The organism is Aeribacillus sp. JST-2 (genome assembly GCF_056032925.1).
In genome coordinates, this window is the sequence record NZ_JBVVUU010000016.1 from 13,662 (window position 1) to 28,961 (window position 15,300).

General features: G+C 35.3%; 17 protein-coding genes. 3 read left to right on the forward strand and 14 right to left on the reverse strand.

Going from position 1 to position 15,300, the window contains the following annotated elements:
• Positions 1–72 precede the first annotated feature (72 nt).
• The 5 genes from AC0KTX_RS09800 to AC0KTX_RS09820 all read right to left on the reverse strand — a co-directional run bounded on the left by AC0KTX_RS09800 (position 73) and on the right by AC0KTX_RS09820 (position 4,384).
• Complete coding sequence (locus tag AC0KTX_RS09800; RefSeq protein ID WP_474252024.1) at positions 73–1,473, reverse strand: nucleoside recognition domain-containing protein; 1,401 nt, start codon at positions 1,471–1,473, stop codon at positions 73–75.
• Positions 1,436–2,176: a FeoB small GTPase domain-containing protein gene (locus AC0KTX_RS09805; RefSeq protein WP_474252025.1), complete on the reverse strand. Its 741-nt coding sequence runs from the start codon at positions 2,174–2,176 to the stop codon at positions 1,436–1,438. Before AC0KTX_RS09805 ends, AC0KTX_RS09800 begins: the two co-directional genes overlap by 38 nt.
• Positions 2,166–2,420, reverse strand: coding sequence for a FeoA family protein (locus AC0KTX_RS09810; protein WP_474252026.1), 255 nt, complete (start codon positions 2,418–2,420; stop codon positions 2,166–2,168). Before AC0KTX_RS09810 ends, AC0KTX_RS09805 begins: the two co-directional genes overlap by 11 nt.
• A 209-nt stretch (positions 2,421–2,629) precedes the next feature.
• Complete coding sequence (locus AC0KTX_RS09815; protein ID WP_474252027.1) at positions 2,630–2,938, reverse strand: hypothetical protein; 309 nt, start codon at positions 2,936–2,938, stop codon at positions 2,630–2,632.
• A gap of 435 nt (positions 2,939–3,373) precedes the next feature.
• Positions 3,374–4,384 carry a DUF4885 family protein gene (locus tag AC0KTX_RS09820; RefSeq protein ID WP_474252028.1) on the reverse strand — a complete coding sequence of 337 codons (1,011 nt, stop codon included), beginning with the start codon at positions 4,382–4,384 and terminating at the stop codon, positions 3,374–3,376.
• Between the two features lie 158 nt (positions 4,385–4,542).
• Between AC0KTX_RS09820 and AC0KTX_RS09825 the strand changes: the two genes are divergently transcribed.
• Positions 4,543–5,400: a hypothetical protein gene (locus AC0KTX_RS09825; protein ID WP_474252029.1), complete on the forward strand. Its 858-nt coding sequence runs from the start codon at positions 4,543–4,545 to the stop codon at positions 5,398–5,400.
• A 323-nt stretch (positions 5,401–5,723) separates the two neighbouring features.
• Here AC0KTX_RS09825 and AC0KTX_RS09830 read toward each other — a convergent pair whose 3' ends face one another.
• Positions 5,724–6,338, reverse strand: coding sequence for a TetR/AcrR family transcriptional regulator (locus AC0KTX_RS09830; RefSeq protein WP_474252030.1), 615 nt, complete (start codon positions 6,336–6,338; stop codon positions 5,724–5,726).
• 161 nt (positions 6,339–6,499) lie between these two features.
• Here AC0KTX_RS09830 and cyoE point away from each other — a divergent pair, with 161 nt between their 5' ends.
• Positions 6,500–7,417, forward strand: a complete 918-nt coding sequence (cyoE, locus tag AC0KTX_RS09835) for a heme o synthase (RefSeq protein WP_474252031.1) — start codon at positions 6,500–6,502, stop codon at positions 7,415–7,417.
• Between the two features lie 542 nt (positions 7,418–7,959).
• Here the strand turns inward: cyoE and AC0KTX_RS09840 are convergent.
• The 8 genes from AC0KTX_RS09840 to AC0KTX_RS09875 form a co-directional block, all read right to left on the reverse strand.
• Positions 7,960–8,268, reverse strand: coding sequence for a hypothetical protein (locus tag AC0KTX_RS09840; RefSeq protein WP_474252032.1), 309 nt, complete (start codon positions 8,266–8,268; stop codon positions 7,960–7,962).
• Positions 8,269–8,511: 243 nt separating this feature from the next.
• The gene (locus AC0KTX_RS09845) at positions 8,512–8,673 is read right to left on the reverse strand and encodes a hypothetical protein (protein ID WP_162877049.1); all 162 of its coding nucleotides are present in this window, start codon (positions 8,671–8,673) and stop codon (positions 8,512–8,514) included.
• 51 nt (positions 8,674–8,724) lie between these two features.
• Positions 8,725–8,940: an AAA family ATPase gene (locus tag AC0KTX_RS09850; protein ID WP_474252033.1), complete on the reverse strand. Its 216-nt coding sequence runs from the start codon at positions 8,938–8,940 to the stop codon at positions 8,725–8,727.
• A gap of 922 nt (positions 8,941–9,862) precedes the next feature.
• Complete coding sequence (locus tag AC0KTX_RS09855; RefSeq protein WP_474252034.1) at positions 9,863–10,348, reverse strand: stage II sporulation protein M; 486 nt, start codon at positions 10,346–10,348, stop codon at positions 9,863–9,865.
• Between the two features lie 39 nt (positions 10,349–10,387).
• Positions 10,388–11,092 carry an ABC transporter ATP-binding protein gene (locus tag AC0KTX_RS09860; RefSeq protein WP_094245049.1) on the reverse strand — a complete coding sequence of 235 codons (705 nt, stop codon included), beginning with the start codon at positions 11,090–11,092 and terminating at the stop codon, positions 10,388–10,390.
• Positions 11,089–12,714 (reverse strand): hypothetical protein, encoded by a 1,626-nt coding sequence (locus AC0KTX_RS09865; RefSeq protein ID WP_474252035.1) that lies wholly within the window; start codon positions 12,712–12,714, stop codon positions 11,089–11,091. Before AC0KTX_RS09865 ends, AC0KTX_RS09860 begins: the two co-directional genes overlap by 4 nt.
• Positions 12,715–12,924: 210 nt before the next feature.
• On the reverse strand, positions 12,925–13,290 hold the full coding sequence (locus AC0KTX_RS09870; protein WP_474252036.1) for a hypothetical protein: 366 nt from the start codon (positions 13,288–13,290) through the stop codon (positions 12,925–12,927).
• A 597-nt stretch (positions 13,291–13,887) separates the two neighbouring features.
• Positions 13,888–14,040 carry a hypothetical protein gene (locus tag AC0KTX_RS09875; RefSeq protein ID WP_474252037.1) on the reverse strand — a complete coding sequence of 51 codons (153 nt, stop codon included), beginning with the start codon at positions 14,038–14,040 and terminating at the stop codon, positions 13,888–13,890.
• Between the two features lie 141 nt (positions 14,041–14,181).
• Here AC0KTX_RS09875 and AC0KTX_RS09880 point away from each other — a divergent pair, with 141 nt between their 5' ends.
• On the forward strand, positions 14,182–14,919 hold the full coding sequence (locus tag AC0KTX_RS09880) for an SAM-dependent methyltransferase (RefSeq protein ID WP_474252038.1): 738 nt from the start codon (positions 14,182–14,184) through the stop codon (positions 14,917–14,919).
• The last annotated feature ends 381 nt before the right edge of the window (positions 14,920–15,300 follow it).

A 15,300-nucleotide genomic window follows, 5' to 3' on the forward strand; every position in this document is an offset into this window, starting at 1 on the left:
AGCGGTTCTATTTCCGGAGACATAAGTTTGCGAATTGGGAGTCGGCTTTTACACAAACATTAAAACTTAGCCCTAAACCCAACCCAGTCCTTTAACAGTCTGAGCTACAACAAATGTCACAATAATCGCAACGGTTGTTGGCAGGAGAAAAGCAATAGCTGTCCATTTTTTGCTTTTCGTTTCTTTGTAGATATTAAATAATGTTGTCCCGCACGGAAAGTGCAGCAGCGAAAATAACATCATATTCAAAGCTGTCAGCCATGTCCAGCCATGATCTATAAATATTGACTTTAATGAATGTAAATCTTCAACTTCCGTCATTGTCCCGGCAGATAAATAGCCCATGAGCAAGATCGGCAAAACAATTTCATTGGCCGGCAATCCAAAAATGAAGGCTAATAAAATATAACCGTCCAAACCCAATGCTTCGGCAAAAGGATCTAAAAATTCGGCAACATGTGCTAAAACACTTTGATCACCAATAAAAATGTTTGCTGAAACCCAAGTGAACACGCCGGCTGGAGCTGCAACAACGACTGCTCTTTTTAATACAAACAAGGTTTTATCAAGTGTTGCGCGAATAATCGTATTCCAAAATTGCGGGCGCCGATAAGGCGGAAGTTCCAATGTATAATGAGTTGGCACTCCTTTTAAAGCCGTTTTCGATAAAACCCATGAAACCGTTAAAGTGACCATGATGCCGAAGAGAACCATTCCCATAACGACGCCAGCTGTTGCAAGAGTTCCCATAGATCCGGAGAATCCGGATGCCATAAATAAGGAAGAGAGCAGAATTAATAAAGGCCATCGTCCATTGCATGGAACAAAGCTATTGGTTAAAATGGCCAACATCCGTTCCCTCGGCGACTCAATGATTCTTGTTGACAAAATCGCCGCGGCATTGCAGCCGAACCCCATTGCCATCGTTAAAGACTGTTTCCCATGGGCTCCAGCTTTTTTAAACAACCGATCCATGTTAAATGCGACACGCGGAAGATATCCGTAGTTTTCCAACAACGCAAAAATGGGAAAGAAGATGGCCATCGGCGGCAGCATCACGCTCACAACAGATGCTGTGCCGCGATAAAATCCGAAAATAACCACTCCGTAGAGCCAATCCGGCGCATGCAACCATTTGAAAAATGCAGCCAAGTAACCTTCAAACCAATGAAACAGATCGGATAACATGCTTGAAGGAATATTTGCCCCGGCAATTGTTATATAAAATATGACTGCCAACATGCAGAACATAATAGGAAATCCCCATATTTTTGAAGTGAAAATCCGATCGAGTTTTTCTGTTTGTGTCAACTTGTTCATGTCATGATAAGTTACTGTTGATTTACATATATTTTTGGAAGTTTGATAAATGGTAGTCACTACTTCATCACGTATTTTCTCATTTGTTAAAGATTGTGCCAAATTGAGGATTTCATCATAAATGGCAGGCTTTATTTCCACTTGAGAAGCCACTATTAAACACCTCCTGACCTTTAGTCATTTTTCCCCAATATGTTTTTAGCAGTGATTCATCGCCCGAAAGCAGCCGAAGCGCCAACCAACGAACTGGTATTGCATCCCCAAAAACTTTTTGTATATGAGGGGACAACCGTCTGATCTTTTCCTCGATCTCTTCTGAATAGTGTGTTACATAAGGTGATGTTGAAATTTCCCCATCTACCAATCGATCCATTGTATCTAGCAATTGATCGATGCCTATTTTCTTTCTGGCAGAAATTTTGATGACAGGGACGCCAAGCTTATTCATTAACGATTTTTCATTAATTTCGATCCCTTTTTTCGCTGCTTCGTCTATTAAATTAATACAGACAATGACCTTGTCTCTTATTTCAAGCACTTGCAGCGCCAAATGTAAATTCCTTTCAATGGAGGTAGCATCCAAGACGACAATTGTGATGGCCGGATGTTCAAAGACAATATAATCACGTGCGACTTCTTCGTCTTGCGAGCTTGAAAAAAGCGAATACGTACCCGGCAAATCAATAATGGAGTAGGTTTTTCCTTTATAGGAAAATTCCCCTTCCGCCTTTACTACTGTTTTCCCCGGCCAATTGCCAGTATGCTGTTTTAAGCCGGTTAATGCATTAAATAATGTGCTTTTTCCAACGTTCGGATTTCCTACAAGGGCAACTTTTATCTGCTGTCTATCCTTCATCGGATACCAACTCCCCTAAAATATTGGAGCTTTCTTCTTTTCGTAGTGCTATGGTCGTATTGCTCACGCGAATAGCAATGGGGTCGCCAAGAGGGCTTTTTTGCAATACTGTCACTAAGGCAGAGGGAACAAACCCCAAATCAAACAACCTCCTTCTCATCGCACCTGTAATGTTTACTTGTGTAATTTTTATACAATCGCCTGTTGTCGCTTCATTAAGAGCAATTAATTTGGGACTACCCATAAAAATTTACCTCCGGTTGATAATTTGGATTACGGTTATAAAGTTTCCCTAATGCAAATTTTTGATATTTTTATCATACTCACAAAAGTTTCCTTTGTCAAAATTTTATTAGGCAATTTTCCGACTTTTTTTTCAACTCTTAAAACCCTTTGTTGTCACAAAAAAAGCCCTCTCTCCTCTCGCTGGGAGGAGAAAAGACCTTCACTCATTTAACATTTCTTGAATGATTTTGACGAATTTTTTCGGCCTTTTTGTAAATCATGCTCACTCAAATAAGAATAACTGAGCCGAATATAATGTGCATTTGGTTCGTGAAGAAAGCAGGCGCTTCCGGGCAAATAAGAGATTTTGTTTTTTCTCGCTTTTTCTTGCAATTTTATTGGTTGAATAACAGCAGGAAGCTTAATCCAAGCATTTAACCCTCCTTTCGGTTTGGATATAGTTGCCCCCTCTAACTTACCGAATGCATCTAAAACGATATTTCTTCTTATTTCAAGTGCGATTTTAAGCTTTTTCATATGCTGCTTCATCCGCTCTGTCCTCAAGATAGGGAGCAGGGCTTGAGGTTGAGCATTCCTATGGTAAATTAGAAAAACCTTGTCAACATCTTTCTGAACCCCTCATTCCCGCAATTCCCATGCATGGAAACCCAAGATGAATTTTGGGGTTTGAGCGTTCTTTTTCCGCTTATGTATACTAACAGGGCTGGGCCCTGCGTTTCGGACGGCTTTCTTCCTCCACTCTTTTAGCGAATATTTCAAACAAATTTCTTTCATGAAGTACTTTCCGCTTTGATAGACATGGAAAACAGTCAGCAGTTAGATTGTTTTGACATAAAAAAGCTCCCTTAGGATCAACAGATTTTTTGCACCTGTCGATCGTAAAGGGAGAGTACAATTTTTTACAAAGCTCTTTTAACATGTTTTGAAACTTGCCATTTGCTTATTATTGATTTATTTCAGCTTGCCAGCTTTTAGTTCATCAATCCAATCCGTTTTTCCCGTTCCGTAATTTTCTTTCTGGCCGATGTCATATAAAGAACCGTTTTCGTAGCTGATGGATAAAATTAAGTCCGGAATTGAGTCGAAGCCGTTTTTAGCCAAGTCATAAAGCTGCGGGCCGTAATGGGCCGTCAACACTCGATAATCTTCCTCGGTTACATATGGATTTTGCCGAAGCGATCGTTTGTAAAGTTCAAAAATATCGGTCCCATCTTCCGTAACAAACTTTCCGTCGACAACGGCCAAGTCCTTCAAATTATATCCTGTTGCATTTTTTATAACGCGAACCAAGTTGTATTTGTCATACTTTTCAGGAGTAAATTGCGTATTATCATGGGAACGGCTTTTTATGATATGGATAAACAATTCTTTCGCATTATTGGCTGAATTCAGCGCCTCTTCTATTAATCTGATAAGCTCTGTATCATCAGTTCCGCTTACGGTCAACTTGTAAGTGTTGGGATCGATCGTAAATGTCAATTTCACTCCATCCGGAACATTGATTTGATATTTTTCAAACAGTTGTTTTATCTGTTCATTCACTTTTTGGCGATTATACGCTTTTCGCTCTGCCACTTCCACATCACCCTGGATAAGGGGCTGATCGCGCAAAACAGCATCTCTCAAATCATAACTTCCGGCAAGACCGTTAAATAGCCAAGATATCTCGTTACGATGAGCAATTTTTCTCTCCAATTCAGTCATGTCGTGTCTAAAATATGGAGAATTCCGATTTATATATTTATCATTAATATGTTGTACAGGATCTTTAAAACGTTTATTTTGTTCTGTAACTTTTCTGTAATGCTCATCTAATAATTGAATTTTTCTATCCAGATCACTCACCCAATCATTTTTGCTTTGAATAATCGTTTCATCTTTTTCTTCCGCCTTTTTTCCTGTTTTGTTCGTCTGATAGCTGGAATACGCCGTAATGGATGTACGGATAGAATGGATATTCATTTCAATCGCCCCCTATATTTCCATTTATTATATATATCGGCATTAATAGAAGGAAATATAAGATAATCCTAAAGTTTTATTTACATTTAAAGAATTATTTTACAATTATGAGATTTTTAGATAAAATAATAGTTAATTAATACTATAGGAGGGATTATATGTTAATAAAACCGTTGCTACGAATCATTTTATTAGTCCTTGTGATTTTCTCAATTAGTTCACCATCATTTGCAGCAAGCACCATCACTGGTAATAACAGCTTTGAAACTGCTTATTACGCGGGATATTGGAAATACAGCAATATGGGAACTACTATTTTGCCTGAAGGCGAAGAAGAAGCCTATTACAAGTTCACGGCAAATGCCGGCGAAAGAATTTATGTCAGAAGCTCCTATCGAAATGAGTACGAAGGCATGAAAATTGAACTATTTAACAGCAGTAAAGAACCTATTGATAGAGGAACGAATGTCGTGGATCCTGATTCATTGACTCCTTTTATTTTCGCAAAAGCCGATGCAGCCGCAAATTCCCAAACTTTTTATATAAGAGTCAGCCGCGGGAACTATGCGGGGGATATGTATTTTACCGTATCAATTTTGGATCGAATAAAATCGGGAAGCGGAACATTTCCATTTTCAGGAACGGCTGTTAATAATGGAAACATTTATTTAAATCCCCAAGGTGTCGACTCCTCTGTCATTACAATGGATTTAACAAATAATTTGACAATCCCAAAACGAGCATTTGTTAAATCAATCACCACATCCAGCACCCAATCGCCAACTCAAGGAAATGTACTTCACAAAATTATGCCGGAACAGACAGGGATTTGGTATACTTCCACTGTTTCCAGCGCGACAAGCGGACATTATCCGATTTCATTGCAGGATCAATTACTGGTTGCTCAAAAATGGAGTTTCAAATATAACGCCAAAGCAACGGGCAAGTCGACAATGACAAATGTCCGTGCGACGATAAATTATGAATATGATGTAACAGATCAATTCAGCTACTAGCCATATGAATAATCGTCTGCATTTAATGATGAGCAGAAAAAAGGCCAGTCGGGCTTTCTCAATCTAGCCAAACTGGCTTGATCATTTTGGGTATTCGGATTACGCGTTGAAAATCTCAACCCGTTAAACGAATGTTCACAACGTCATAAATCGGATAATGGCATGAAAATGTACTTTTTACAACTATATTTGCAATAACTGAGTATCGGCTGATGAACTAAAAAACGCTTATTCTTTTTTCTCATACTTCCCATCTCGAATAAAGTTTAAATTGCGTCCAAAAATTTATAACTATTTTTCAATCTGTTTCGACTAGTATTTTCTTATTTTTCTAGCATGGGGGAGAGGAGCATATTTTGAAGTGCTTTTCCATATAAATGAAGGGGCACACGATCTTCGCTAATATAATAAAATATAGCTAAACCATTTTCTAACGAAAGAATTGTCCATGCCATTTCATCCGCAGATAGAGAAGACTCATGATTCTCTTTCGATTTCAATTTTTCAATCGCCTCGGAAATTTGTTTTACCGATTCCGTTATCATGTTAGACCATTTATGGCGCACCGATTCTTCACGCATCGCATAAAGAAAAAATTCCATGTGAAGCATGCTCCATGTTCGATTTTTCTGACTAACTGTAAGGAAATATTCATCTATTGTTTCGATAAAATGTGAAAGTGATTGCTGTTGTTCTATTATTTGAAGGATGTTGTCCACATGCAATTGCATTTGTTGTTCCAATATCGCTAGAAAGAGCTCTTCTTTGGAATGAAAATGTGCATAAACCGCCCCTTTGGTAAATCCGGCATGTTCCGCAATTTTATCAACAGAAGCGCCGTGAAAGCCTAATTGAGCAAAGATCTCAACAGCTGATTCTAAAAGTAATTGCCGCGTTTCTTTTTTTCGCTCCTCTTGGGTTAATCTTCGTCTGACCATTTTTTCCCTCCTTCTCTCTTGACAATCAAACCATATAGAATTAACATACCAAATAGTATATAAATTCTAATCAGTATGCAAATTAAATTTTTAATTATAAGTAACCATCCACTATGTCATTTCTAAATTAACGCAATCTAGTAAAAGGGGAAAAGGTATTAATGCGGAGGGAAGAAAACTTTGCAATACAGAAACAGACCTTGGGAAAAATTTTGGCGCAAACTATTAAAATAGGGATTATTCAATCAAACCTGATTCCGATGTTTGCTGGGTTGACATTGGCAATGTATACATATCAAATCCGTCTTCATGAGAAAATTCCGGAAATACTATTTGCTTTGATCGGTTCGATTTTCGTAATGGGGGCGGCGGGAGCTTTTAATAACTTATATGATCGAGATATAGATTCGATCATGGAGAGAACGAAAAACAGACCAACTGTAACAGGAGAAATAAAGCCCAAAACCGTATTATGGCTTGGCATCTCCATGTCTATCTTCGGAATAGCAGCGCTTGCATTAACAACTCCCCTAGCAGCATTCTTAGGATTTCTAGGTTTGTTTTTTTATATTGTCCCGTATACGATGTGGAGTAAGAGAAGAACAATTTATAATACGGAGGTTGGAAGTATTTCTGGAGCCATGCCGCCTCTTATAGGATGGTCTGCTATTTATCCAGACATCACACATCCAGCCATTCTTGGTCTGTTTGTGATTTTAATTATATGGCAAATGCCTCACTTCTATGCAATAGCTATTCGCAAGCACGATGAGTATAAGGCGGCGAAGGTTCCTATGCTTCCAGTAGTCAAAGGTGTTAAAAGAACATATATACAAACGAATATTTATTTAATTATTTTAATTGTTGTAAGCTTTCTTTTTGGATCTTTAAGCCTCGGTCTTGTGTTAGTAGCCCTTCTTTTAAGTGTTCTGTGGCTTATGTTAAGCATTTTCGGCTATAAAAAGATGGATTCAGAGAAATGGGCAAAATCAATGTTTATTTATTCCCTGCTTCATATGACAATCTTATTTTCAACTGTCATTATCTATTCTCTGACAGGGATTTTTTTTAATTTATGATAATATAAAACAATGATAATTGATTAATGAAATATTTTTAAACAATTATGTTTCGAATGGGAGCCTCTGTGGCTGATCTTAGATGGTGAATCAAAAGGCTTGAGAAGAACAATGGTATTAGGGGCAGCTAGTGGTTTAAAGCCAATCTCTTAAAAGAGATACGATGATGAAAAGGTATAATGTTCATGATCTCTCAAATTTTAAGTATGAAGAGGAATGAGGACGATTATCGGTTCAGTCTGTAACTCCATCTCTTGGTTTGAGGAAGAAGTCTACATTGCAGACTTTTCCACACTGGTGAAAGCAAAAGTGGAGGGTCTTTTTTAACCCTCCTTCCACTATTTCCCGATTACCTATAATTTTCAAGGACTGAACTTTCGCCTCTGGCTATGAATCTTTTCTAAAAAAGTCCATAAACGCGTTGAAAATTTCAAATCCTTGATAAGAAAATAAAGTAAGAGCCGTAATGGAAAAAAATGCTGTTAAAATAAAACGAATCCACATCATGGCCATCCTCCTTTGAATGATAGTTTATGATCAATTCAAAAAGGTGAGACCACATAATTCGATTCGTAAAACACAGGATTCAGCATAATCCGTCTTTTGACAGATTGCACATAGCGATAACAGAAATAAGTGAGGCTTAACGCAATGAAAATATAGCTGGCCACATCAAGCCAAGAATCTTTTGCTATATCCGAACCATCAATCGGAACAAAATTATCCGCAAAATGGTCAATGGTGCTAATCTCGTGAACGGCACTTATGTTATGAATGGAACGATCGCTGGAAAGAGATAAACAGGTAATACTCACAAAAATAAAAATGGTCAGGGCAACGATTTTTTTCATCAGTACACGCCCCTTTTAAATCTTTTCTTCATTATATAACTGGTTTTTCTATTTTAAAACAAAAATGTTTTCCTGTCTTCCCCTCTGTTTGATTATTTAACGAACAATTTCTTTTCCTTGATGCTGCCATCTGCTTTAGTTCTGTAAGATTTCAGCTATTGAATCCGGGAGGCAATCCAGTACCTTCAAAAAACTTCACCTGTTTCTGTACGAATTTCCGAAATGCTGTCTGTCGGACAGGTTTTATTTTTTGAGACTTATTAAACGAATCAGTGAGGAGACCAAAAAAGCAGCAGCAACGGCTAGAAGAATTTTTCCGACAAGCAATGCTGTTATTTTCAGCACAAATACTGCCAAAATCATAACTAAACTGATTGCGATCATAATGAGAGAATAAGTTTTCATATGAGGTTCATCTCCTTTAGTTGTCTGTTTTCAAACAGAAATATCGGCTGCCTAATTCAGCATAAATATATCTTGGTGACTTGTAAATAAAATGCATTGTTCCTTGTACGTTTCTTTCAGCATCATGATTGACTGCTTTTGTGAGGCCTTGTCTAATGAAGTAAAAGGTTCATCCAAAATAATCAACTCAGGTGATCTTGCTAACATACTAATAAGGAATAGTTTATATTTCATACCTAGAGAGTAATGTTTGACTGGCTTTTGCAAAGCATGTGTCAGATCAAACCGTTCACAAAGCTCTTGGAATTTCTCTTCATATGCAGCTCTTTTTTCTTTTCTGATCCTTCAAAGTGAAAGAATAAGCTCCTTATTTTCAAATCCAGTTAATGCATAATAAACAAGAGGTTTTTCAGGAATATAGGCCATTGCTTCTTAATAAAAACAAAAGTTGCCAGTTGTTTGTCAAGATCGTATACTTCATCCGATAGTATATCTAAGATGAATAGGCTCAAAAAAGCAGTAGATACAAATAAAAGCAGGATAATCAGGCCTACTATTGATTTGGCTGGCTTTTGTTTTCAGAAATATTGCTTGGGCTGTAATAATAAATTCATGTAACAGAATCTCCCCTTTTCAAGCGCCTCATAAAAGCTTGGCCGTTATTTACTATGCTTTCCTCTTCTTCTGTTGTTCCAATCTCATAAACGGTGCTGTTTGTGCTTGAATCGACCTTTATTGTCTTTTACATTATGGCTGCGGCGAAAACTGTCAGAAATGTATATTTCTATCAAAATCGCGAATTAGACTTCAATATATTAGATGAAATGAAAATTTGTGAGCGTCATAAGATACAGTCTTTACAACTTTCGTTAGAAATTCAACCTTGGAACCACCATATCGTAACAATAGTTAGAAATAAAAGATATATGAATGATATAATTCGAAAGAGCCTTTTTTTAGTTTTAAACGGCGGCTTCCACATTATGAAAATAATGGCTGGAGCAAACAGAGTGATTAAAATGAGTTTTATCTCAATAAATGCTATACATAAAGCTAATAATATGGAAACGTAAAAAACAGGTATAAACCATGTGCTTTTTTCATTTTCTTCATCATCTGACCCATTATTCGAATCATTCAGTAATTTTTCTAAGTTTAGTTTTTCCCATAGCATATGCTTTACACCTCCTCATGAAAGTTGGGCCATTAAATATGGAGTGATTTTAGCCTCTACAACTGCAGCGATAAATGTCAAAATGATCAATAGAAAAAAGAATGTAAAGATGTCCTTTAAAAAAACAGAATTTGATTCTCCCCTCATTTTGGCAATGACCGCATCAATCAGTTTAAACCCAATAGAACCCGCAACAATCATAGCAGGAATCTCAAATATACCATGTGGAACTAGGGCTGTTAAAATATAAATTAGATCGTTCCCATGTTGAAGACTGTGCATGATAGATACACCAACTAAAAAACGATTGACTAGTAATAAAGCAGCAGTAAAAATTCCAAACGTAAATATAGTAAAGCTTATGAAAACATCCGCAAGTACGTTATGTATAAAATAATCAAATATAGTACGGCCAACATTTGGTTCCTGTCTTTCTACAGGTAAGATATTGCTAAAAAAAGTACCCATGATAATTCCAATCACGTATATTATAAACGCCACTGATAAAACCCGCTTATTTCGCAGTAGAACGTTTTTTATTTAACCAATCTCTTCCATATCGTTAATAATCATATTTTCGAAATTTATTATGTTTTTCATGTTCGTGTATTCCTTTAATATTTCCCCATTGATTAAAACTCCTACACGATCGCATAGATTTTGAGCAACATGCACTAAATGAGTAGACATGAAAATAATTTTTCCACTATCTGCGTATTCCCTTAAAAACTTTTTCATAAACATTGTTGTCGGAGGATCAAATGAGCTTAGCGGCTCATCTAGTAAAAGCACATCCGGTTCATGAATGATAGCACCGGCAACAGACAGCTTATGCTTCATACCAAAGGAAAGAGTTGAAATCATTTCATTTTCCTTATCTTTTAGTGAAAAATTTTTTAACAACATTTGAATACGGTCAGTTTTTTGCGAATCGGGTACTTGCTGCAGATCAGCTATAAAATCTAAATATTCCTTTGGAGTAAGATAATTATAAATAAAAGGTGTGTCCGGCACATAACCTATGTATTGTAAAAATTCGGATCGATCATCATCAATTGTCTTACCGTCAATAAATATTTTTCCAGAGTCTGGAGTGACCAATCCGATTATACATTTAAGCAAAGTGGACTTCCCAGCACCGTTTGGCCCTAATAATCCATATATTTCTCCTCTTTTTAATGTAATATTAATTGATTTTAATACATCATACTCCTTATACCTTTTTGAAACATTTTTAATAATCATCTGCTCATCTCCCAATGAGAAGTACCGACTCGTTTAATCCAAAAGTAAAAGAATATAAAAAAGCTTATGAGCAGCAAGAAAGAACCTAAGATTGCCAACACATTAAAAAGAATGCTGCTGATGTAGTTTTTCCAGTAAAGAACCCCTAACAGTCCATATATTTCTAAATTTAATATTAAAACAATTCCAAGAATCGTGTGTTCAAAAACAGAAGCTTTAACGGAAGAGCCAACATCTTCAATATGTTCCCAATCCAGACGCGGATACAAAAACGTTCCAATAATTTGAGCACTGCTGATGATAATAGCGGTAGTATTTACAAGGACAAATATCATAATGACAGTACTTAGTTTCAGATGAAATAACGAGACAACACATATAAATAAAACGTTCATGACAATCAAAATAGGAATAACATGTAAAATCGCCTTGCTTACGACTAACTGGTTCAAAGAAGAGCCTGACCCTTTATATAAAAGCAAGTTCTCCCTTTCAGCATCAGCTGATGTAATCCCTAATAATCCGTCTCCTAAAAACGAGACATTTAACGAAACTGCAAAGATGATCGGATATATTACGAAAAGAGCCGGGAATTCAAACCAATTTTGCATCATTCCTAACCCGAACAATATTCCGATTTCGGAAGCCAGCATATAGATAGATAAATAAAACCTCTTTTTTATTAAAAAATTCGCTCGAGTGAAAGCGATGAAATCTTTTTTCATAACCGCCAAAACTTTCCTTGATAAAAGCTTTTTTAGTTTTCTATCAATAAAGTTATGAAAAGATCTGTTTTTTATTATGTTGACATTTGCTTTTTCATTGGAAAGCTGCGACATATCTTTTACGTCTAAATATTTATTTACAATAAGATACGAAATATAAATTAGAATGATTCCAATAATTAACAACAACGGTTGATAATAGAGAAAGTATTCTACTTCCATTAGTGTATTAAATAACCAATTAGTAGGCAGCACATAACCAGTCAAAATCACATCAAGATTGAATCTGGAAATAGAATGAATGATTGATTCTATAAAGTTTTCCTCATAAAAGTAGCTGAAGCCTAACCAGCCAAATACAATCGTAGACAGAAATGATAAAAGCATAACAAAAACGAAAGAAAGTACACTTTTCACAGCTGACTGAAAAACAACATGCAAAAACTTTGAATATATTATGTATAATCCTGAAGAATAAAAACTGATGACCCCAATTAAAAAAAGAACATAAAATGGAAAAGATACAAATAACAATAGCCTAGAAGTTATTGATTCTTCTGCAAAATTTAAAACGTAGAACAGGATTGGATATAAAAAGAAAAGAGTCGAAAACAGTGACTTGAAAATGATTTGCGTAAAAAATCTTACCAATAATATATCTTTTGGATCTGTTTTAACGGAGTATAGTAAGAGAAAATCTTCCGGATAGACAAACCTTTGCAAAATATCGTGAGAAGAACGAAGATTGTTGATTAAATTCCATAATACTAGCAAATTGACTAACAAAACAGCTGCTTGAGAAAAATAAGGAATGATCAGTTCTACTAAATGATATAGGATAAAATTGTATACTCCAAAAATGAAAACAAATAAAACTAGTAAAATTTTTTGATTCAACAATTTTTCCCCAAACGGAAAGAAAAAAAGAAATCTATTGACATAGCGTCTAAAATTTAATTTGAAATTCGAGTAAAAAAGATTAGACTTTAACATACTGCCCCCTGAGTTTACAATCTAGGGTGATGGCAAAAATTATTTCGCCATCACCTGAATTACCTTTTATCTTTGTTTACCATTTTGCTGCATACTCTTTTCCTTTTTTCTTAGCTAAGTTGCAGTTTGAACCATTCCGGCTGTGATTAAACCCGCCCCACCAATAATAGCCGCAATTATATAAGACAATTTATGTGATTCTTTTAAGGCAATACATCCCAAAATGCTTGACCACCAAAAAAATGGATCTATCAAAAGGTTAGTTAACAAAGAAAAACTAGATTTATTAAGAGAATTTATATAGGAAAAAGAAAAATCACTTCCAATCGTAACAGCAAATAATGTTAATATAATGAATTTTATTCCTAAAGGTATCATGGCGAGTATATAATTCCGGAAAAACTGTCTTGCTGTACTTTTTCCACCAAACAGAATACTTGTGATATGTAATATATAAAAACTTGTAAAAATAGTTGCCACTATTTGAACAGTTCCTAGCAACAATAAAATAACTAATATTAAAATGTTGAATTTTTCCGAAAATTTCAGATCATATTCCTGAAAAACTAATGCAACGATATTGGTGATCGTAGGAGAAATAGATATAAAAAAACATAAAGAAATTAACCAAATACCAACCACGCAATTTTACGACTATTTTTTCGAGAGTTAACGATCTGAAAAAAATTATTCTGTGAAAAAATATAAAAGTATGCTACATTTATATAATTTAATTATTTTGCTTTCCACATATGTCTACCTTTTATGAAATTTTTAAATTTATTTACATAATTTATAAAAAATAACACATTCTGTATTCATTATATATTTAGCCTTCACAATTTTCAAATAAAATTTTACATTTTGATAGCAAGGATTTGATAAATTGGAAAATAGCATTCGTTTTACATTATACATTAATGAAATTGTCAAGTATTTTGGATTGTATTGATAAATACGTTAAAAAGCTTACGGCCTATAAGTTTTTTCAGTTGATGATTGTTGCTCAATTGAATGAACCCTTATCCGCAAATTTTTTGGCTATTAATAATACTTTTAAGAACAATGGATCATACGTTAAATCGTCTTATAATAAGGATTATCGAATATCGGCAAAGGTTTCATCAAATACTCTGAGCCGGGCTGCCGTTTTTGATGCTGCAGCAGAAAAGCGATAGGAATTTGTAGACACTTTGTTTCGCTGCCGTAATAAGGATACATCTGAATCATGTCAATTTCCCCCTAGATTTTCATTCAATAAATAAGATATTCGCCTAAAGTTCCGGCAGGGGGCAAGGCAGTTCCATTGTTTGGCTTTTTTTGATATATTTATCATGTAGTTTAGATTAGTATGAGGAAAGGTGAGCAGAGATGAGCAAAGTGAAAACAAAAAACAAATGGGATTTAAATCACATTGTCTTTATCGGCAGAATTCGGGATGAATACATGCGAATGTTTGACCTTGCCGAAGAGGAATTAGTGGGCCAAAAAGTTCTTGATTGCCCAGCAGGTGCGTGCTCGTTTACGGCCGCATCCAACCAACTCGGATTAAATGTTACAGCATGTGATATTGCTTATTCTTTTCCGATTGACCAATTGGAGGAAAAAGGAATACAAGATATTGCTGTCACTATGCAGAATATGAAAAAATCCGAAATTCAACAGAATTTCCTATGGGATTATTTCAAATCCGTTGAAGAATTGGAGCAGGCAAGAACTAAAGCATTAACGGAATGCATTGCAGACATGAAAAAGAACAAAAGCCGCTATGTTCCTGCAGTTTTGCCCTCATTGCCTTTTGCTGATCAGCAATTCGATATGACGCTTTCAGCCAATTTTTTATTTCTTTATGAAGAGCAATTGGATTATGATTTCCATTTGCAGACAATAAAAGAATTTATGCGTGTAACCAGAACGGAAATAAGAATGTTTCCAACAACCAATTTGGCATGCAAAAGATATCACTATATGGATCAACTGATTCAGGACATAAATGATTTAGGATGGTTTGCTGAAGAAATAAAAGTACCATATGAATTTCAAAAAAACACAAATACGATGTTAAAATTAATAAAAAAGGAAAAGGCCGCTGACAAATTTTTAGGCTGAACCGGGCAAAACATGATGATGAGCAAAACTATCTGTTGGTTCCTATACTATTTTTTAAAATCCAATAATAAACAAATTGTATTTTAAAATTGACGGGGTGTCCAAAAAGAATATTTTGGGCACCTTTCTTCATAATGACTATCTAAATAAATAGTGTTGACGGCAAAAATAAAAAAGACTTCTTTTCAGATTTTTTCAAGTTTTCGTTTAAGAAGTTAATTCTTATTACATGTTTTTTAAAATCTGATCCAATATGTATCTCTTATTTTTGGTCCTAGTAAAACATCTAATAAGAATGGTAGATATTTCGATAAAAAATGTCTTTGATTCTTATTTGTTTAAAGGACAAGAGAAAATATTGTTAAGCTGCTTAAATATATA